Below are 18,978 nucleotides of genomic sequence, written 5' to 3'. Positions count from 1 at the left end.
TCAACTGACATGGCTTTCACGGAATCGTGCTGACGGATGGGACAGCTGACTCAGCCGCCTTGCTCTTCAGTGAAGCTCCGCCATCTTGAAGTGGCTGGTCAGCGGGGTGGCGTGACCTCGTTTCGGGGTGCTCGTGCTGGTCGTGGGCGGCAGTCTGTGTTGTAGATCGTCCGGCGGGTGGTTTTGCCGATGAGTTCACCGTCCTCGAACGGTCTACCCAGCGACACGACCGTTCTCGACAGGAGTGCCATGTCCACCATCCAGCCAGTGATCGTGACTGCCGACCAGGACGTTCTGCTCGGCTTCTATACGAAATTGTTCGGCGCTGAGGAGATCTTCCGGGTACCGGCGGAAGGCCCGGCCTTCTACCTCGGCTTGCGCATCGGCGACACCGACCTCGGGTTGGTGGCCAAGCCGAACCCGGGGACTGGGGCGGCGTCGCGGATCCTGCTCAGCATCGGTGTCGACGACGTCGACGAGACGCTCGGCCGGGTGGCGGCGCTGGGCGGCTCGGTCCGCAGCGGCCCCAACGACATGCCATGGGGACAGCGCGTCGCCCACATCCAGGACCCCGACGGCAACCCGGTGAACCTCACTCAACCGATCCCGGCCCGGTGACGCTGTTCCGGGGGCATGTGCTGACCGTGGGCTACCTGCGGTAGAGATCAATTGTCGGTTGATTGTGATCTCAGTGTCGTCCACGAGTCGAGGCGGCCCGCGTCCGGCGCCGCCATGAAGCTCAGGCCACCCGCGCTAGCTAGGGGGTCGGCGGCCGGGCCCGGCCGCCGGTGAGCCTCCGGATGCGTCGAACCCCGCCCCGATGCAGGCTGGGGTGATGGACCACCGGCCCGTGGAGGTGACCTCGTGAGACCTCACGACGAGCCAAAGGGTTGGGGCGCACTCCAGCCGCCGCCGGGTTACTACTCGGCCGACGGGCGACCCCCCGACGAAATGCAGCGCGGTCTGATCCTCGACTGGGCGGTCAACCAGCGGATCGCGAGCGGCTGGCGGGTGGAATCCCGCTCCGGGACACAGGTCGTCATGGTCCGGGGAAACCCGTTGAACCACGTGCTGCACGCCATCCTGATGGTGTTCACCTGCTTTCTCTGGGGCGCCGTATGGCTGGTGCTGGCCGTGACCAACAAGGTCGAGCGGGTCTCGCTCACCGTCGACGCCAAGGGAAACATCGTCTCGGTGAACGGCCCCCGGTAGGCCGGGCCCGCACCCATCGGCAGGGCTGTCATCGGCAGGGCTGTCCGTTCCCGGCTCATGGCCCCGAGCGGGCGACCGGTTCGGCGACCGCGGCTGCCGTCACACCCGCTTCACCCGTCACCCCGGCCGGCCCGCCCCGGTCACGCCTCATGAGCGATCGGACCGCCTCGAAGGCGCAGAACAGGGCCAGCACCCCCGCTGCTCCCTGTACCGGCCAGTCGCCGAGCCGCACATAGAGCGTGGTGCCCGTCGCCAGCGGTACGTCGAACACGGCGGCCCCGCTCGTGTCCGTACCGAGCGGAGCACCGACCCGCTCGCCCCGCGGGCCGTACACCGTACTGACGCCGGTGAGCGTCGCATGCACCACCGGGCGGCCGTTCTCGGCGGCCCGCAGCGCCCCGAGCGAGGCATGCTGCCCGGGTGCCCAGCCGTGCTGGAACGAGGAGGTGGACGACTGGGCGATGAGCAGCTGCGCACCGTCCCGGGTGAGCCGACGGCTCATGTCGGGGAACGCGGACTCGAAGCAGACCAGCGGCCCGATACGCAGACCGTTCCCGCCGTCGGCCCCGGGCAGCGACATCGTCACCTGTCGGGTGCCCCGCAACCGGTCTTCACCCGCCGCCCGGCCCAAGGACGTGGCCCAGCCGAGCACCGACCGGGCCGGGATGTACTCGCCGAACGGCACCAGCCGCATCTTGTCGTAGCGGTCCCCGGTCAGCCCGTCCGGACCCACCAGCACCGCCGACTTGAAGATCCCCGTCCGGCCCGACCGGTCGGTCTGCCGGGCGTCCACATTGACCAGCACATCCGCGCCCACCCGGCGCGAGAGGGCGGCGATCCGGGCGGTGATGTCCGGACGCAGGGCGAGATCCACACTCACACTGCTCTCGCCCCACACCACCAGATCGAGATCGCGCCCGGCCAGCGAACCGGTCAGCCGCTCACTGAGGGCGAGCCGGCGCTCGGCGCTGTGAACCCCCGTGAACACACCCGGCTGCACGACGGCGATCCTGGCCACGCCCGACTCCTCGGGCTGCGGCGCCCACTTCGCCATCGACCCCACGGCCAGACCGCACACCACGATGCCCACCGCGGCCACCGCGCGGGCGGCCGCGGTCACGAACAGCAGGGCGACAGCGGTGTTCACCGCCACCACCACGAGGCTGACCAGCCACACCCCGCCCACCGATGCCACGCGGAGCGCGGGAGCCACCTGCCACTGGCTCGCGCCGAGCAGCCCCCAGGGACCGCCGAGCGCCTCCCAGGAACGGACCAGTTCGATCACCAGCCAGCCACAGGGCACCACGACGACCGCGGGGGCGACGGCTGCGGCGGACACCGGCCCGCCCAGCATCCGATGGACCAGCAGCCCCCACGGAGCCCACAACAGACCGAGCAGGGCGGCCAGGACCACGATGAAGACATGGAGGCTCGGCATCAGCCAGTGATGCACCGCGAGCATGTAGCCGGTGCCGCCGAGCCAGCCGTCCAGCGCCGCCCGGCGCTTCGTGTCGGCGGACCGGATGAGCAGCAGCCACGGAACCAGGCCGACTCCGGCGAGCCACCACAGGGATGGGGCGGGAAACGCGAGTGCGGGCAGTGCACCCGTGAGCAGCGCGAGGCAGCCGCGCCACCGGCCGGACCGCAGCATCCGTTGCCACTGCTCGCTCCGACCGGCCGGAATCCGCATGCCGCGCCTCCTCGTCCTGCCTGATCAGCAGTCTCACCCCTGCTTCCCCGTTCCGCAGTTCTTCCCCGGTGCGGGGAAGCGGAAGCACCGGAGGGCCGGGATCAGTCCGGCGGGAATAGGTCTCCTGCGCCGCGCCATTTCTCGTGGACGGTCACGGTACGGATCCGCCAGCCGCTGTCCGTACGCGACAGCGTGAACGCGTACCGCCCGCCGGAGACGAAGTTCGGCGCGGTGGCCCGTGCCTCCGAGGCGTTGCCACCGGTCGCGGTGCTCTCCAGCCGCATCGGGTTCAGATAGTCGGCCCGCACCTCGGCGCGGTCGCCCGGGTAGCCGCCGAGGTCCTGGAGATCGAGCCGACGGTTGACGATCAGATGCTGACGCACGGGGAAGAGCCGCATGGTCTCCGCCAGCCACTCGGCGACCTCCCGCGCCGGTCCTTCGACACCACCGGCGCCGCGGTAGTCGGCACGGCCGTCCGCGGTGAACAGGGCGCGGTAATCCGCCCATTCACCGTCGTCCACCGCCATCGCATAGCCGGTGATCACTGCATCGACGGACAGTCGGTCCATCACGGTCGCGAGATCCACGCGCTGCGTCATCGGGTCAGTGTCTGCCCGCCGGCGTGCGAGGCCAAGAGGCGTGCACGCACGGCGGGGTGACGCTGTCCTCAGCAGGGCACCACGGCTACCGGGCCGAGCGCGTGGGTGAGCGTGGTCTGTGCGACGGGGGAGAGCCCGAGCCCGAGGGACTCGCCGCCCCGGCGCCGCCCGATCACGGTCAGCGCCGCGGTGGCCGATGCCGTGACCAGGGTGCGTGAGGCGGAGCCGCCGACCGGTTCCCTGACGACTTCGACCTGCGGGTACTTCTCCCGCCAGCCGGCGGTCAGTTCCGCGAGGGTACGTTCGGCGGAGTCCGCCGCCGCGTCCCGGTCGAAGACGGGGCCGCCGGAGAGCATCGAGGAGAACATCGTCCAGCCGTGCACGATCCGCAGCCGCGCACCGGGCCGGGAGGCGGCGGTTTCGAAGGCGAACTCGAGAACCGCCTCGCTGCTCTCGTCGGCGGCCACCCCCGCGACGAGGTCGGGATGTGTTCCCGCCGCCTCTGCCGCGTCCTCGTCCGACGGCCCACTGTGGACCACGACGACGGGGCACGCGGCCATCGACGCGGTGGCCAGGCTGTTGGAGCCGAGCATCAGGGACCGGAAGCCGCCCAGACCGCGCGAGCCGACGACCACCAGCGAGGCGTTGTGGCTGAGCGAGGTGAGCGCCGCCGAAGGGAAGTCCAGCGGTGTCAGCGTCGACGGGTGCAACTGCGGAGCGATCTCGGAGACTCTTCGGACGGACCGGGCGAGCAACTCCTCCGCGTCGCGCCGCAGCGTGTCCTGGTCGACGCGCCGGTCGGGTGTGCGGGCGTGCACGATCGTCAGTCCGAGTCCTCGCCGTGCGGCTTCGTGGGCGGCCCAGTCGAGTGCCTCGCGGCTGTGCGACGAGCCGTCGACCGCGGCGATCACGGGTCGGTCGGTGCTGGTCATGGTTTCCCTCCAGGGTTCCGGCGGTGCATGTCCCAGGCTGGTACGCGCGGACAGCGCGCGGCAGGGACTTTCGACCCTATCTGCCCGGAAGATCCGGGACGCATGGGGCCACCCGCGTCGGGCTGTGACACGTCCCCGGCCAGTTCGGCGGCCGGCCTGCCCTGGAGCAGCACGCCGACGGCTGCCGCGCCGACCACCGAACCGACCTGGCGGACGGTGTTGTTGACGCCGGAGGCGGCGCGGTTCGCCGACAACACGGAAGCGGTCGCGGGCATCGAGGCGCGGCACCTGGCGCGCCGGTGCGGTCCGTGAGGCTTTCCGCCCCTGCGATTGTCAGTGCCGGGTGCGATCCTGCCCCCATGGACGAGCTGATGCGGCAGCGGCGCGTGTACGGCGCCGACCATGACGATCCCGACCCGGGGCCCCGGCCGGGTCACACCTACCGGGAGTTGGTGGGCGGCCCGCTCGACGGCCTGCTTCTCGACGTGACCGGCTGGACGGACAGGGCGCTGCGCGAGGGGGCGGCACTGAACACGGAGATCGGGCGGTTCGGCCCGGGAGGCAGAGCGGAGTACGGGCCGCGGGACGGCGACCCCGGCCGCTGGGACTGGCGGGGCGACACACCCTGACCCGTCGGAGCAGGTCACACCCCCGGGGACGTACGGGTGCTGCCGGGCATTGTCGACGACTTCGCGCCCCGGCGCACGACGAGCAAGGCCCATCAGGACCAATCCCCTGAACCGTCCGATACTGGACGCATGGCACAGAAGACGTCCCGCCCGCATGCCCCGCCGACCCTGACCGTCAAGGGCCGGAACGTACGCATCCGCACCATCGGGGTGGTGGTGCTGGCGGGGCTCGCGATCTGGTTCATCGCCGTGAACACCGGGTCGGTCGCCATCCGGCTGTGGATCCCCACCGTCACCCTGCCGCTCTGGGCGGTACTCGCCGTGACGCTGTTCGCAGGGATGGTCCTGGGCGGATACCTCTTCCGCCGCCGAGCGAGGCGCTGACCCGGCGGCCGGGCCTGCGAAACCTAGCCTGCGGACTCACCCGCGTGCGGGCTCAGCACACCCGCGGCCACCAGCACGAACAGCAGCACGCCGAGCAGTACGCGGTAGATGACGAACGGCATGAAGCTCTTGGTCGTGATGAACTTCATGAACACTTGGTGGTTTCGGGGCCAGCGCGGCGCTGACCTGCATCGTCATCCAATCTAGAAGATCAACTGGGAGAGGCTTGGGAGAACTGGGCAACCAGTCCTCCCTCAAGGTCGGCACGAATCCCTGCCACCGCGCCTGCAGTGAATCCATGATGGCGCGCTCCATCGTCGGCGTGACGTTGCTGTACGTGCCCTCGACGCCAGCGATTTCATGGCCCATGCGGGACTCCACGGCGACACGGCTGTGTCCGTCCTCGTCGATCCACTCCTTGTGGCCGTGACGGAGCAGGTAGAGCCGCTTCCCTGCGTATGCCTTCACCGCTGGCCAGCCGGGAAGCGGCCGCCAGGTGCCGCCCCGCCCGCCGCCTTTTGCGCGCGGCATCGACGCCTCCTGGCCGTCAGCGATCTTCCGCCAGTAGTGGTAGGTGAAGTTCGCCTTCGCTAGAGGGCCGCCATTGATTGATGGAAACACCCACTCGCTGTCGTGGCTGTCGAGCAGCATCTCCAGCAGCTCGGCCAGGAATGGGGGGAGCACCAGCGTCCGGTGGCTGTCGTACTTGGGTGGCAGCAGCGTGAGCACACTGGCCTTCCACTGGTGCTGGTGCTGGACGCGGATCGCCGGCATGCGCTTGTCGCCCAGGTAGCGCTCGATGGATTCCTCGCGGCGCTCATCATCAGGGTCGGAGGCGGGCCAGGCAGGATGGGTGTACTCGCGGCGCAGCGCATACAGCTCGGCTGGGCGCATCCCGGTGCAGGCCATGGTCAGTATGAAGACGTAGCCGGGGAATCCCCAGAGATCGAGGCGTTGGTCGCAAGCTGGTGGACATCAGCGATGTCCATGTACCGCTTCTTCTCTTTGACCTTCTTCGTGTACTTACCGCGGCGACGCTTGTGGGAGACGGGGGAAGCCTTGCGAAGCTCATCCTCGACCGCGTCGTCCATCATCATCGCGAACAGGCCCAGGATCTCCCGCCCGTAGTCGGCACCGACGTTAGGCCGGGCGAGGAGCTCTTTCTTCCAACCGCGGTAGGCCGAAGGCTTGATGTCGCCGACTGCGGTCTCTCCCCACCGGGGAACGATGTACAGCCTCGCCATGGACCGGCAGGCCTTCTCGCGGAGATGTCCGACGTCGATGCCGTCGAGCCAGTCCTTGACGTAGTCCTTCATCAGGACCGCGCCGTCACGCCGGCTGGTGTACCGGTCGTTGCGGACATCTGATTCGCGGTCGAGGCCGTAGTCGTATGCCTCTTGATCGGTGTTGAACCCTGACTGACTGTCGTAGATCTTCTTCCCAGTCTCAGGGTGCACTCGCCCGGAGTCCCAGCGCACGCGCCACTTGTTGCCGCGCTTCTCAGGCCATGGCATGGCAGCCCCTTTCACCTGAAGGTGGTGCGGAAGTCGGCGGGCACCCCTGCCGCCTGACTCCGCGTGACTGCTCTACTGTGCCGTGCCGACGATGCAGCCGCGACATGCTCGGCAGTCTCTGCCCTGCCTCGCCATGAACCGCCGGACAAGCTCACGAACATGCCCGTCAGTGGCCACGGCTGGAGTCAGGGCGCACACCCACTCTTCGCCGGCGGTGGCGGCGGACCCGCAGTGTCCGGCAGCCGGTCGGCACCGCTCCCTGTCCGGCAGCCGGTCGGCACCGCTCCCTTTCCGGCTGGTTCCGCTCAGCCTCATGGCCCGCGGCGGCGTCGTCACCATCCTGCAGACATGGCTGATCGACTGGCACGACCGGCTCGGCTGGGGCCACCCTCGCTGGAACGGCGACATGCAGCAGCAGCTCGACGAAGTCGTTCAGGCGCTGCGGGTCAACCTGTCCTGGGCCGCGGCCAGTCACCCCGCCATCGACGAGTGCGCACGCGAGATCAGCCAACTCGCGCGGCAGTGCGAGCAGCAGGTCACCGGCGAGCGGAGGCCGCGAACCGTGCCCGTCGGCTGCCCCTGCGGCGCTGTCCTCCGCGTCACCCTCGACACACCAGGCGTCCGGTGCCCCGGATGCGGGGAGCAGTACGGGCACAGCGAGTTGATGGACCTGCCGCTGGCCGACCGACGGATCGCGGCATGACGAAGCGGCCGACCGCGGTCCTGCTCGGTTGGCCAAGGGCCGCGGGCGGGACAGGGCGGACGGGGGTGTTCCACCCGCCGCGGCTGGGCACACATGGGAGACCGCCACAGGGGAGGGAACCCGCAGTGAGCCGCAAGCTAACAGGCCTTCTGAAAGTTACCGCGATCGGCTTGGTGGCCATCGCGATCGTGGCCTGGTGGATTCTCTGCAACGGAGCCTTCGCGGCAGCGACCGCGCAGACAACGCTCAACGGCGAAATGTCCGGCGCCTGGTTCGGATACATCCTCGGTCTCTGCGGAACTCTCTTCTTCGCCGCTCTGGCGGGCGTTCCGATCGGCATCGCGATGGCCGTAACAGCATCCGCGGTCCGCGAAGAAGCGGCGCGTTTGGGCTTCATCCTCGGAGCAACCCTTGGCGCCATCGCGATCCCCTGGCTCCTTTGGCATGCCGGCGTGCCATCACTCGATGCATTTCAAGGGGGATAGGAGTCCATGCCCAGGACAACCCAGCGAGGGGGCGGCGGGACACGGCGAAGCCGCCGCCGAAGGCTCGCTCACCACGGGGCCGGCCACAGTTCTGGCCCACCACCACGCCAGTCGATCATCCCGGACAGAGCCACATCCTCCTCGCTGATGTCATCCATCCCAGCCCGGCGCAGGAACTCGGTCACGTCCCGCAGACTGTGTGCCATCCCGAGGATCGCCCCATCCACACGCACCCGGCGCCCACCCGACTCATCAGGCGGGTACACGACCACAGGCAGATAGCCGGACATGGGTGTCAGTCAGTGACGGGGTGCAGCGACTCCGCCTCGAGGTCAACATCGACGTCGGGGTGCTCGTAGTTTGCGAGGGCCAGGCCGAGGGCGAAGAACGTTGGCGCCCACTCACCCACGTAAATGCCCCAGTGATCCGCACGAGCCACCCCAAGGCGCTCGACCGTCATCGACCCGAACCACGAGGCGACGGACAAGCCGATCGTGAGGAAGCCGACGCAGTAGGCGTGCTCGGACTTCAGGCCCTTCTCATGCAGCATCTTGACGATCATGACTCTCCCAGGGGAGTGAGGTCAGTGCTCCCTCCACCGTCACCCAGAAGGCCGTCACCCGCACCTGGGGAGTGAACACCAACGCGCACCACCGCCGTGTGCCCCGAGCCGCAAGCTGAAAAGGAATGCAGCGGAAGCCGCGGGTCGGACGGGTACGTGCCCGTCACCGGGGGATAAGAGCCCATGCCGAGAGCAACCCGGCGACGGGCGGTCAAGATACGGCGAACCTTGCTCGATATCGCCAGCTACCGATGCCCTGCATGCGGGCAGTACGGGCGCCTGGAGCTAAGGGACCTCCCGCGCACCGAATGGCCGGTCGCGGCATGAAGAAGCGCCCCCGACCGGTGGTCGCGGGCGCTGCCAATCGTGCGGTTACTCAGGAGGGGAGTCGCTGTGAGCGGAAGCGAGTTCGATTCCACGGATACGCCGAAGCCATCGCATCAGTACGTACAGGCCACCTCCGAGGATGCCGCACGGTTCCCAGATCTCCGTGACCAGAGCAGAAATTCCCCCATGCCCGACGATGTAAATCGCCTGGGCACCGACCACTGCGGCGATAAGACTCTGAGATCGCGAAGCTGTTGACAGAATCCAGTCCGCGGGCAGCCACAAGGGCGTCATCAGGTCACGGACGCGAAGCCGCAATGCCGCCCACACGAAGCCGAGGGCGTAGAGCGTGCTGCGGCGCGACGAGAGGACCAGCCCGTCGTCCGGGTCCCCGGCGAGAACCGACGCCCACTCTTCCCGGAGGTGGCTGCGGCTGGGGCCTGCGATAAACGAGGCGATCCCCATTGTTCCGTTGGCCACCGGTCGCCGAGGAGCCCTCCGCGACGTATCGACGGCCGGTTCAGAGCCATTACGCAGGGCCGTCACCAGCAAGCTGATTCCGGCCAGTAGGACAGCTGCTGCGGTGATAGCCCCGAAGATCCAACCCACGGTGACTAGTGACTGACCGACACTGTTTGCTGCACCGGCCATCTCCAGCAAGAGTCCGACGACGAGCATGAGGATGGCCGCCGTCCCGGTTAGAACCGGGGTTAGCACTGTGATGACGGCCGTGAGGCTCGCCCCCTGGGGCTCCTGTTCGTAACGTTCGCTCATGCCTGCCCCCTGTCATGTGTGGGCACCAAGCCGAACAAGCGGGGTCTACGCTGTCGGGCCGCATGTGTCGCACGCAGCCCGGCGGCCGTGAGTTCGTAGTAGTAGCGCTTCGGCCGACCGGGATGCTCCGCAGTCTCTGCCGTCCGCGTCACCCATCCCGCATCAGTGAGGCGCTCAAGGATGGGGTAGACGGTTCCGGAGCCGAGAGCTGCTTCCTCGCAGATCTTCAATCCCCATGCGGGGCTGTCCGATGTGGAAGACAGCAGCACTTGAAGTACTTCAAGTGTGGGTCGTGTCAGGCGTATTGAGGCCATGAAGATGAGTGAAGCACCCCGGCCACCCATATGTCGAGTACGACACACGGGTGGCCGTTGGGGCGTGAACGCGAAGCGCCCCGACCAGCCGGTCGGGGCGCTACCAATTCCACCAAGGGCGCCAGGTCATTCAGCCCATCTGCCGGCGCAGTACCCGCAGCGTGTCCACGAACGCCTGCGCCTGCGCGATGAAGATGTCCGCCTCATCCGCGGTCAGGTCAATGTCCGTCTCGCCCTGGACGTACAGAAGCGGCTCAGCAACCTCCGACCCCTGATCCCCGCGATACAGCTCCGCGCGCAGCATCACCGCAGACAGGCCCGACAACGGTTTTGGGTTCGACAACTGGACCTGCTGCGACCAGTGAGCCGTGGACGTCGGCCCAAAGTGGTGGCCCATCGGACGGTGACGGTCCTTGCACCACGACGGGCACGGCGACGGATGCGACACCGGGACGGACTGAGCCGGGACCAGAGCAGGCTCGGGCAGTACAGTAGTCATCGAGGTACTCCTTTGATCGGGATGGATCTCACGGATCAGCGGCAGCAACCGCTGGTTGAACAGGCCGGACGGGTGATGACCGTCCGGCCGTTCGCGTTACTGGGGGTTGAACGGGGAGACGAACAGGCCTTCGCCCATGTGCAGAGTGAGTAGCCCCGCGTTCTGTAGCAGGACAGCCGCCTTGCTTGCAGTCCGAACGCTGACGCCGGCCGCGCCTGCCATGACGGCGAGGGAAGGAATCCGCTGTCCGGCTAACCAGTGGCCAGTGTTGATCTCGTGGCGTATCAGCTCGGCCATAAGCGGATACTTGACCCGCCCATCAACGCGCGGCCATGACGCCGGATCGAAGGCGGCCTCGTCATAGTTGTGTGTGCCGTTATGGCGAGGTCCCTCAGTACGGATCGCGAGCGCCTCGGCAGTGAGTGCTTCGAGGCGACTGCCATGCCACTCGATTGTCTGGCGTACTGAGGTTCCCCCGAGATGCGGAGTGGGTTGACAGGGGGTCAGATGGGACTCATGAGAGGAACATCGACCATGGCTGCCCCCAGGAAGTACTCGCTGGAGTTGCGTGAGCGTGCGGTGCGGATGTATCGCACCTCCGACCCGAGGCCGCAGATCAAGAAGCTCGCCGCCGACCTCGGTGTGCATCCGGAGGCCCTGCGCGGCTGGATCCGCCAGGCCGAGGCGGACGCCGGCGAGCGGGATGACCGGCCCACCACCGATGAACGCGCCGAACTCGCCGCGCTGCGCAGGGAGAATGCCCAGCTCAAGCGGGCGAACGAGGTTCTGCGGACGGCCTCGGCGTTTTTCGCGGCGCAGCTCGACCCGACCCGGCCCAGGTGACGGCGCTCGTTGACGAGCACCCCGGCCTGGGGGTCGAGTGCGTACTCCGGGAGCTTTCCATCGCCTCCTCGACGTACTACCGCTGGCGCCGTGCCGAGCGCGAGCCGTGCGACCGCGTTCGCCAGGACGCGGAGCTGACCGAGCACCTCGCACAGAACGACGGCGACGGGGTATGGGGCCTGACCGAACAGCTGCAGGCACTCACGATCGACGAACTACGGATCGCGAACTGGCAGCGGGAGAACGAGGGCCGCAAGGCCTCCCAGCAGACCAGGCGGCCCACGCCGATCCAGCGCCCGGGCCAAGCACCCAGACGCGACAAGAACAGCCCCGAACGAACATCGAAGCGGATGGCCGCCAAGCAACGCGCCGCCGAACGGCGCCGAGCGATCGCCCGGGGCGAGATCACCTGACAACTCGATAGCGCGACACCGAGGGGGTGCCCTGTGGCGAACGTGGGCTACGCAACTCTGCAGATCATCCCCTCGGTACGCGGCATCGGGAACGAGCTGCGCCGCCAGCTGGTCGGCCCGGCCGGCGGCGCCGGAGACGACGCCGGGCAGGCTGCGGGCGGCGGATTCGCAGATGCGTTCAAGGGCACCCCGGCCGCGATCGGCGTCACCGAGATCGCCTCGAAGATCGGGGAGCAGTTCACCGAGGCGTTCACGTCCGCGCTCGAACAGGGCAGTGTCACCAAGACCCTTGCCAACCAGCTCGGCTCGTCTGGTGCCACTGCGTCCAAGCAGGGAGCCGCCGTCGGCCGGCTGTTCGCCCGCGGGGTCACCGAGAACTTCGAGCAGGGCGCCGAAGCGATCCGGGCAGTCGTGTCCGGCGGCCTGGTCCCGCCCGACTCAACGGTCAAGCAGCTGGACGTCATCGGCACGAAGATGACCGATGTCGCCAACAGCTTCGGCACGGACATGACTCTGCAGTCGCAGGCCGTGTCCGCACTGCTGAAGAACAAGCTGGCCCCGGACGCCACCACGGCCCTGGATCTGATCACCGTCGGGTTCCAGAAGCTCGGCCCGAACGCCGAAGACCTCCTGGACACGCTCCAGGAGTACCCGGTACAGCTGCGGAAGCTGGGCCTGGACGCACAGACATCCCTGGGCCTGTTCCAGCAGGGCCTTCAGGGCGGCGCCCGCAACACAGACATCATCGCGGACGCGTTCAAAGAGTTCAGCATCCGCGCGATCGACATGTCCACCACGTCGCAGGACGCCTACAAGATGCTGGGCCTGTCGGCGTCGGACATGTCCGCGCAGATCGCGAAGGGCGGCGACAGCGCATCGGCCGGCCTCCAGACGGTCCTGGACCGGCTGCGCGGCATCACGGACCCGGTGAAGCAGAACGCCGCCGCAGTCGGACTGTTCGGAACTCAAGCCGAAGACCTCGGATCGGCCCTCTTCGCGCTGGACCCCTCGAAGGCCAGCGCAGCACTCGGCGACGTCACCGGCGCGGCCGACAAGCTCGGCGAAACGTTCCGGTCCGGGCCCGGGTATGAGATCAAGATCTTCACCCGGGCCGTGAAGCAGGGCCTGGTCGACTTCATCGGCGGTCAGGTCCTGCCGATCCTCAGCGAGTGGGGCACGATCGGCTGGTTCCGCGAGTGGGGCATCTGGCTCCTCCCGCTGGCCGTGCTGATCGGCGGGGTGACCCTGGCCCTGTCCGCGCAGGCCATCACTACCGGCATCACGATCGGCGTCACGACGGCGTACTCCCTCGCAAGCCGGGGCATCGCCGCGGTGACGCGGGGCTGGGCAGCCGCTCAGGCTCTCCTCAACGGAGTCATGGCGCTCAACCCGTTCGTCCTGATCGCAATCGCCGTGGTCGCCCTGGGCGTCGCCCTCGTCATCGCCTACAAGAAGAGCGAAACGTTCCGGAACATCGTCACCGGGGCATGGGAGGGCATCAAGACGGCGGCCGCCGCAGCATGGACCGGGTTCATCAAGCCCGCAGCCGACGGATTCATGACCGGTCTGAGGGCCATCGGTGACGCCGCATCGTGGCTCTGGAACACGGTCTTGAGCCCGGTGTTCGGGTTCATCGGCACCGCCGCGAAGGTCCTCTTCACCGCGGTCGTCGTCGTCATGCTCCTGCCGATCATCGCGGCGTTCAAACTCCTCGCCGCGGTCGGATCCTGGCTCTGGGAAACGGTCTTGTCCCCGGTGTTCGGATGGATCGGTGACAAAGCGGTCTGGTTGTGGGAGTCCGCGCTCAAGCCTGCTTTCGGCTCGATCGTCACGCAGATCCGCACCCTGGGCGCTATCGCGTCCTGGCTGTGGAAGAACATCTTCCAGCCGGTTCTCGGCTGGATCGCGGACAAGGCAGTCTGGCTGTGGCAGGAGAAGATCAAGCCGGTCTGGGACCTGTTCAAGATCGGTATCGGTCTCCTCGAGGTGCGTGGCGCGGGCGGTCACGGTGCCGTGATGGCCATGCGGAAGTGGGCCGCGGCTGGCGGCTCTGGTGATTCCCCGGGGTTCGCGAAGGGGGGCGGGCTCTTCGACTGGGTTAGCGGGTCACGTCGCCGGACGGGTACCTCGCGGCGATCGTCGACGAGCCGTGGGCGGGGGTGGTGCTGTCGTACAACGGCAACACCCCGCCCGCCCTTGCGGATGTATCTGCGGTGCGGAAGGTCCGCATCGTGCGCCAGGACCCGGGCGGCGCCGCACCCGTCCCCGTGCGGTCCGCCGACCCGGAATGGGCGATCGGCGGCATCGGAACCGCCTATGACCACGAGGCGCCGCTCGGCGTCGCGGTCGTCTACACCGCCACCCCGATCTACGAGGACGGGTCCACCGGCCCGGCATCCTCGCTCGCCGTCACCACGCCCGCACCAAAGTCGTGGTCCCACGATGTGTGGATCAAGAGCCTGGACGAGCCAGGACTGTCGGCGCTGGTCACGGTCAGATCGTGGCCAGACCTGACATGGAGCGCCCGGATCGACTCTGCCGCAGTGGAGGGCTCGGCCTACCCGGTGGCATCCCAGGACGTCTACGCGGCCGCCGAGTCGAGCATCGTCATAGACGCCGAAGGCTCCCAGATTGAGGCGCTGGAGCGGCTGCTGGTGACACCCGGAGTGAGGCTGATCCAGACCCGCCCCGACTATCACCGACCCGACCAGTACGTGCTGCTGAACGACGTGCAGCAGGTCATGGACAGCATCCCTACGCAGTCCCGCAGCTATCAGGCAGCCCTGACACAGGTAGACCGTCCGGACACCGCCGGGCAGCCGATGCGTATCCCCGGCTGGTCGTGGGACATCCTCGCCGAGCGGTTCGCGACGTGGGACTCGGTCGCTGCCAGCTACTCCTCGTGGGCGTCGCTCAGCACGAACGGCATCCTCTGATGCTGTCCATCTCCGCTGCGGCGCTGGCCGCCTTGCCAGGGGCATGCGGGCGCCCGTACCGGGCCGAGTGGACGGTAGACGGCGGGCAGACATGGCAGCCGTGCGGGCTCGTCGCCGGGTCCGCCCAGGTCCAGGCGTCCCGCACCCAGGCCGTCCGGTACTCCGCATCAGCCACCCTCACCGATGTGCCGCTCGGCCGCGACGGCATCAACCCCGTCTCGACGAACGTGCGCCTGTGGCAAGGCATCACACCTGCCCGCACCAACACGGTATGGATCCCCGCCGGTCGGTACACCGTGAACCGGCCGAAGAAGACCAAGACCGGGATTCAGGTAGAGCTCGACGGCCTGGAAGAGGAGATCCAGGCCGCCCACTTCCCTGTGCCGCGCACGATCGGCCCGGACTCGGCGCGATCCCTGGTGGACTTGCTGGCCGGTGAAGCACTGCCGGGCGTCCCTGTCGCGTGGCGGACGGGAGTCGACCCGGACAGCACGGTGCCGCAGATCGTCGCGGACGAGGACCGGTGGGCGGTCCTGTCCGGCGGCACGGACACCACCGGGGCCGCGACCGGGATCGCCGCAGCTCTCGCCGCCGAACTGTGGGTCGACGCACGGGGCATCGTCACCGTGGGCCCGGTGCCCACCCTGGCCGACCCGGTGGTGTGGCGGGTCTCCCGCGGTGCCGGTGGTGCCCTGGTCGAACCGCAGCCGGAGCAGACTGCGGAAGGGCTGGCCAACGTGTGGTCGGTGTCCGGCGATGCGGGCGACGGCGCTCCGGCAGTCGGACCGGTCCACGCATGGGACGACGACGAGGGCAGCCTCACATATGCCGGCCCCGACCCGGTCGACGACCCGCTCGCCCCACAGCGCCTCGGCCTGACATGGGTACGGGTCCGCTCCCAGCGGTACTCCTCGTCGCTGATCACTTCGGCCGGCCAGGCCGAAGAGGTGGCCCGAGCCCGGCTCGCCGACAGCCTCGGAGTGCAGAACACGCTGTCGCTGACTGCAGCGTGCAATCCGGCACTTGAGTGCGGCGACGTGATCGAAGTGGAGACCGGCGTGGGGGTGTGGGAGCGGCACCTAGTCGACTCGCTGTCGTACACGCTGGGCGCCGCTTCCATGTCCTGCACGACCCGGACGACGCCGAGGAGGATCACGTGAGTGCTGCGGAAGACCTCGGCCGGGCGCTCGGCGGCGCCCCTGCGGGGGCGTCGACAGTGTCGGCGCAGGTCGTCGATGTCACCGACACCGGAGTGAACCTCGACTATCAGGGGGCGCTGCTCCTCAACGTGCCGTGCCCGGACTCCTACCGCGGTCGGGCGGCTGGCGACTGGGTCGCGGTGCGGCCCGGTACGAATCCTGTGGTGCTGTGGCGGCTAGGCCCAATACCGTTCAGTTAAGCCCTGCTGGGTTATCGTGGGTGCATGCCGCGTTCTGGTTGGGTGAAGCCGTCTTCTGATGTCCGGTTGTCGGATTTGGTGTCTGTGGGGTTGCTGACGCGGGTGTTTCCCGCGGACGTGGTTGACGCGGTGATCGAGGAGGCGGGGCGTACTGAGCGGCGTCACCGGTCGTTGCCTGCCCGGGTGATGGCGTACTTCTCGATGGGGATGGCGTTGTATTCGGATGGTTCCTACGAGGATGTGTTCGCGCAGCTCACGGACGGGCTGTCGTGGGCGTCGGGGTGGTCGGAGTCGTTTCCGCCGCCCTCGAAGTCGGCGATCTTCCAGGCCAGGGCTCGTCTGGGGTTCGAGCCAGTGCGGGATCTCTTCGCCCGTGTCGCGCGTCCGCTGGCGGGGCCGGACACGCCGGGGTCGTGGCTGGCCGGGCGTCGCCTGGTGGCGATCGACGGGACGTGCCTGGACGTGGCGGACACGGCGGCCAACGCGGAGTTCTTCGGGCGGCCCGCTTCCAGCAGGGGGGAGCGGTCCGCGTTTCCGCAGGCCCGCCTGGTGGCATTGGCGGAATGCGGTACTCATGCGGTCTTCGACGCTGTCACCGGCCCGTGCAGTGTGTCGGAGATCGAGTTGTCCCGGCAGCTCGTCGGGCGACTTGAGCCGGGCCAGCTGGTCCTGGCCGACCGGGGCTTTTACGGGTTCCGCCTCTGGCAGCAGTCCGCAGCCACGGGCGCGGATCTGCTCTGGCGAGTGAAGACGAACCTGAGGCCCCGGTATCTGGAAACCCTGGCCGACGGGTCGTGGCTGGCCAGGATCGTCCCGACGTCGGGCCCGAACCGGGCCACGACGGATCCACTCACGGTCAGAGTGATCGACTACACGGTCGATGACGGCCGGGACAACCCCGAGGAATACCGTCTGCTGACCACGATCCTCGACCCGGCCGAGGCCGGCGCCGAGGACCTCGCAGCCGCCTACGTCCAACGGTGGGAAATCGAGACCACCTTCGACGAACTGAAAACCCACCAGCGCGGGCCCCGCGCGGTACTGCGCTCGAAAGCCCCCGAGCTCGTCCAGCAAGAAATCTGGGGACACCTGTGCTGCCACTACGCCATCCGCACCCTGATGGCCGACACCGCCGCACACGCCGGCCACGACCCCGACAGAGTCTCCTTCGTCAAAGCCCTCCGCATCGCTCGCCGTTCAGTCGCGCAGAGCGCATTTCCCCCCTCCGAGCACTGACACGGCCGACACGATCTGGCATCACGCCATCCGATGGCTCACCCAACACCTCAACCCACCACGCCGAAAGCGCACACACCCACGAGTCGTCAAACGCAAGATCCTGAAATGGGCCGCGAAACGCTCCCACCACACACACTCGCCCCAACCCAAACACAACCCCCACATCACCATCCAAATCCACTAACTGAACGGTATTGCGGCTAGGCCCGGACCCGGGAGGCACGGACGAGGCGAGCGTCCGGCGGATCGCGGAAGACGCGGCCGCGGACCTGATTGCGATCTCGTCCTACACCTGGGGGACCGCGTCGCCGGGGAGCGGCTACGAGCAGGTCACCGCACTGTGGACGCGGAAGGACGCCCGCGGCACGGGGCAGCTGTACGCGCAGATCGGCGGCTCGACTCCGTCCCCGGCACCGCCACCGACCCGGCCACCGAAGACGGTGACGATCACGGCGTCGGCATCGGGGAGTTGGCGGGGCGGGCGACCCGACGACTACGCGGGCAACCCGATCCAAGGCGACTGGACCGGCGGCGGCAACCGCCGCGGCGGCTGGTTCTACGGCACAGCGATCGCCGCAGCCTGCGCCGGGAAGACCGTCTCGTCGATGCGGGTCGCATTCACTCGCCGTGCCGGGTCTGGCGTCAACGCCAAGCGCCCGCTACACCTTTACCTCCACGGCTACACGTCGCCGCCGTCCGGGCAGCTCACCCTCGGGGACGGCCCGGAGGAACTGCTCTCGCTGTCGGCCGGCGGCCGGGGCACAGCGACGCTGCCCGCCTCGTGGCGTGCCGCTCTGGCATCTGGCAGCGCCCGGGGCCTGGCGATCTATGCGTCCGGCCGTACCGACTACATGGCCGTCACCGGCGGCACCATCTCCATCAATTTCTCTGCCTAGGAGTCTCATGGCGACCATCGGATATGCCGGGCTGCCCGTGCCCGAGGGCGGTGACGCACCGGTCGGACCGGGTGCACTCGCGGATCTGGCGACAGTGATCGACTCCCATCTGTGGCAGCACGTCGCGGACCTCGCCGAGCGCAACTCGGTGTATGCGGGGGCGCCGGTGCACACCGTGGTCACCGCCGAGAACGGATCTGTCTGGGTCAAGACCAACTCGGCGGCGAACACCTGGGCAACCGTCTGGGAACCAACCCCTGCGTGGCGGACCCTGCCGCTCGCGTCCGGTTTCCAGGCCGGTCAGAACACGCCGCAGATTCGGCTGATCGGCACCCGCGTTCACATGCGCGGGCGCATCATCCGCACGGACGGCGGACTCATCGTCGGCACCAACGGGATCCAGGTCGCGACGGTGCCGGCCGACTGCAAGCCACAGCATGTGGCCACCTCGACGGCGTTCTTCTCCATGAGCGGTGACCCGTTGGTCGGCGCGGGCCGCGTTGAGGCGTGGAGCGACGACGAGACCGTGCCGCGGGCGTTGACGTTCTGGTCGCAGGACGGAGCGCAGGACGGCGGCACCGTCGGCACACCGTGGATCGATATTTCCGGCTCCTACTGGATCGACTGA

Annotated in this window: 26 protein-coding genes and 1 pseudogene; 16 read left to right on the top strand and 11 right to left on the bottom strand. The window is 68.4% G+C overall.

The annotated features are described in order from the left end of the window. The first annotated feature begins 249 nt into the window (after nt 1–249). Both OG978_RS07065 and OG978_RS07060 read left to right on the top strand, forming a co-directional pair. A complete protein-coding gene (locus tag OG978_RS07065; protein WP_326764368.1) occupies nt 250–618 on the top strand; it encodes a VOC family protein in 369 nt (122 codons plus the stop codon). 246 nt (nt 619–864) lie between these two features. Next, nucleotides 865–1,212 (top strand): hypothetical protein, encoded by a 348-nt coding sequence (locus tag OG978_RS07060; RefSeq protein WP_326764367.1) that lies wholly within the window; start codon nt 865–867, stop codon nt 1,210–1,212. Nucleotides 1,213–1,267: 55 nt separating this feature from the next. Here the strand turns inward: OG978_RS07060 and lnt are convergent, their stop codons facing one another. The 3 genes from lnt to OG978_RS07045 form a co-directional block, all read right to left on the bottom strand. Further along, nucleotides 1,268–2,902 (bottom strand): apolipoprotein N-acyltransferase, encoded by a 1,635-nt coding sequence (gene lnt / locus OG978_RS07055; protein ID WP_442817664.1) that lies wholly within the window; start codon nt 2,900–2,902, stop codon nt 1,268–1,270. Between the two features lie 101 nt (nt 2,903–3,003). Beyond that, nucleotides 3,004–3,501 carry a nuclear transport factor 2 family protein gene (locus tag OG978_RS07050; protein ID WP_326764366.1) on the bottom strand — a complete coding sequence of 166 codons (498 nt, stop codon included), beginning with the start codon at nt 3,499–3,501 and terminating at the stop codon, nt 3,004–3,006. 68 nt (nt 3,502–3,569) lie between these two features. Next, nucleotides 3,570–4,433, bottom strand: a complete 864-nt coding sequence (locus OG978_RS07045) for a universal stress protein (RefSeq protein ID WP_326764365.1) — start codon at nt 4,431–4,433, stop codon at nt 3,570–3,572. 102 nt (nt 4,434–4,535) lie between these two features. Between OG978_RS07045 and OG978_RS07040 the strand changes: the two genes are divergently transcribed. From OG978_RS07040 to OG978_RS07030, 3 genes are all read left to right on the top strand, one after another. Then, on the top strand, nt 4,536–4,745 hold the full coding sequence (locus OG978_RS07040; RefSeq protein ID WP_326764364.1) for a hypothetical protein: 210 nt from the start codon (nt 4,536–4,538) through the stop codon (nt 4,743–4,745). A 47-nt stretch (nt 4,746–4,792) separates the two neighbouring features. Further along, a complete protein-coding gene (locus tag OG978_RS07035) occupies nt 4,793–5,062 on the top strand; it encodes a hypothetical protein (protein WP_326764363.1) in 270 nt (89 codons plus the stop codon). Nucleotides 5,063–5,191: 129 nt separating this feature from the next. Continuing rightward, a complete protein-coding gene (locus OG978_RS07030; RefSeq protein ID WP_326764362.1) occupies nt 5,192–5,446 on the top strand; it encodes a LapA family protein in 255 nt (84 codons plus the stop codon). Nucleotides 5,447–5,469: 23 nt separating this feature from the next. On the opposite strand, the pseudogene OG978_RS07025 reads toward OG978_RS07030, so the two are convergent. Continuing rightward, nucleotides 5,470–5,598 (bottom strand): annotated as a pseudogene (locus OG978_RS07025) (undecaprenyl-diphosphatase); the annotation flags it as partial. Between the two features lie 759 nt (nt 5,599–6,357). After that, nucleotides 6,358–6,960 (bottom strand): hypothetical protein, encoded by a 603-nt coding sequence (locus OG978_RS07020; RefSeq protein ID WP_326764361.1) that lies wholly within the window; start codon nt 6,958–6,960, stop codon nt 6,358–6,360. A 313-nt stretch (nt 6,961–7,273) separates the two neighbouring features. Here OG978_RS07020 and OG978_RS07015 point away from each other — a divergent pair, with 313 nt between their 5' ends. Both OG978_RS07015 and OG978_RS07010 read left to right on the top strand, forming a co-directional pair. Then, complete coding sequence (locus OG978_RS07015; RefSeq protein WP_326764360.1) at nt 7,274–7,663, top strand: hypothetical protein; 390 nt, start codon at nt 7,274–7,276, stop codon at nt 7,661–7,663. A 125-nt stretch (nt 7,664–7,788) separates the two neighbouring features. Next, nucleotides 7,789–8,148, top strand: coding sequence for a hypothetical protein (locus tag OG978_RS07010; protein WP_326764359.1), 360 nt, complete (start codon nt 7,789–7,791; stop codon nt 8,146–8,148). Between the two features lie 68 nt (nt 8,149–8,216). Here the strand turns inward: OG978_RS07010 and OG978_RS07005 are convergent, their stop codons facing one another. The 6 genes from OG978_RS07005 to OG978_RS06980 all read right to left on the bottom strand — a co-directional run bounded on the left by OG978_RS07005 (nt 8,217) and on the right by OG978_RS06980 (nt 10,921). Beyond that, nucleotides 8,217–8,438, bottom strand: a complete 222-nt coding sequence (locus OG978_RS07005; protein ID WP_326764358.1) for a hypothetical protein — start codon at nt 8,436–8,438, stop codon at nt 8,217–8,219. A 5-nt stretch (nt 8,439–8,443) separates the two neighbouring features. Further along, complete coding sequence (locus tag OG978_RS07000; RefSeq protein ID WP_326764357.1) at nt 8,444–8,710, bottom strand: hypothetical protein; 267 nt, start codon at nt 8,708–8,710, stop codon at nt 8,444–8,446. A 372-nt stretch (nt 8,711–9,082) separates the two neighbouring features. Beyond that, complete coding sequence (locus OG978_RS06995; protein WP_326764356.1) at nt 9,083–9,811, bottom strand: hypothetical protein; 729 nt, start codon at nt 9,809–9,811, stop codon at nt 9,083–9,085. Beyond that, the gene (locus OG978_RS06990; protein WP_326764355.1) at nt 9,808–10,125 is read right to left on the bottom strand and encodes a PadR family transcriptional regulator; all 318 of its coding nucleotides are present in this window, start codon (nt 10,123–10,125) and stop codon (nt 9,808–9,810) included. Before OG978_RS06990 ends, OG978_RS06995 begins: the two co-directional genes overlap by 4 nt. Nucleotides 10,126–10,255: 130 nt before the next feature. After that, the gene (locus tag OG978_RS06985) at nt 10,256–10,624 is read right to left on the bottom strand and encodes a DUF6907 domain-containing protein (protein WP_442817826.1); all 369 of its coding nucleotides are present in this window, start codon (nt 10,622–10,624) and stop codon (nt 10,256–10,258) included. 96 nt (nt 10,625–10,720) lie between these two features. After that, nucleotides 10,721–10,921 carry a GntR family transcriptional regulator gene (locus OG978_RS06980; protein WP_326764353.1) on the bottom strand — a complete coding sequence of 67 codons (201 nt, stop codon included), beginning with the start codon at nt 10,919–10,921 and terminating at the stop codon, nt 10,721–10,723. A 237-nt stretch (nt 10,922–11,158) separates the two neighbouring features. Here OG978_RS06980 and OG978_RS06975 point away from each other — a divergent pair, with 237 nt between their 5' ends. From OG978_RS06975 to OG978_RS06935, 9 genes are all read left to right on the top strand, one after another. Next, nucleotides 11,159–11,467, top strand: a complete 309-nt coding sequence (locus OG978_RS06975; protein ID WP_326764352.1) for a transposase — start codon at nt 11,159–11,161, stop codon at nt 11,465–11,467. After that, nucleotides 11,464–11,880: a hypothetical protein gene (locus tag OG978_RS06970; protein WP_326764351.1), complete on the top strand. Its 417-nt coding sequence runs from the start codon at nt 11,464–11,466 to the stop codon at nt 11,878–11,880. Before OG978_RS06975 ends, OG978_RS06970 begins: the two co-directional genes overlap by 4 nt. A 42-nt stretch (nt 11,881–11,922) precedes the next feature. Further along, complete coding sequence (locus tag OG978_RS06965) at nt 11,923–14,394, top strand: phage tail tape measure protein (RefSeq protein ID WP_326764350.1); 2,472 nt, start codon at nt 11,923–11,925, stop codon at nt 14,392–14,394. A 29-nt stretch (nt 14,395–14,423) separates the two neighbouring features. Then, a complete protein-coding gene (locus OG978_RS06960; protein WP_326764349.1) occupies nt 14,424–14,816 on the top strand; it encodes a hypothetical protein in 393 nt (130 codons plus the stop codon). Continuing rightward, nucleotides 14,816–15,976, top strand: coding sequence for a phage tail protein (locus tag OG978_RS06955; protein ID WP_326764348.1), 1,161 nt, complete (start codon nt 14,816–14,818; stop codon nt 15,974–15,976). The genes OG978_RS06960 and OG978_RS06955 overlap by 1 nt, the downstream gene beginning before the upstream one ends. Then, nucleotides 15,973–16,215, top strand: a complete 243-nt coding sequence (locus OG978_RS06950) for a hypothetical protein (protein ID WP_326764347.1) — start codon at nt 15,973–15,975, stop codon at nt 16,213–16,215. The genes OG978_RS06955 and OG978_RS06950 overlap by 4 nt, the downstream gene beginning before the upstream one ends. Nucleotides 16,216–16,239: 24 nt before the next feature. Next, complete coding sequence (locus OG978_RS06945; RefSeq protein ID WP_326763669.1) at nt 16,240–17,451, top strand: IS4 family transposase; 1,212 nt, start codon at nt 16,240–16,242, stop codon at nt 17,449–17,451. A 197-nt stretch (nt 17,452–17,648) separates the two neighbouring features. Further along, a complete protein-coding gene (locus tag OG978_RS06940) occupies nt 17,649–18,350 on the top strand; it encodes a hypothetical protein (protein WP_326764346.1) in 702 nt (233 codons plus the stop codon). Nucleotides 18,351–18,357: 7 nt separating this feature from the next. Next, the gene (locus OG978_RS06935; protein WP_326764345.1) at nt 18,358–18,978 is read left to right on the top strand and encodes a hypothetical protein; all 621 of its coding nucleotides are present in this window, start codon (nt 18,358–18,360) and stop codon (nt 18,976–18,978) included.

The organism is Streptomyces sp. NBC_01591, from assembly GCF_035918155.1.
In the GTDB taxonomy this organism is placed as follows: Bacteria; Actinomycetota; Actinomycetes; order Streptomycetales; family Streptomycetaceae; genus Streptomyces.
The sequence above is the reverse complement of the archived record's forward strand: the minus strand, read 5'-3'. Positions and strand labels throughout refer to the sequence as shown.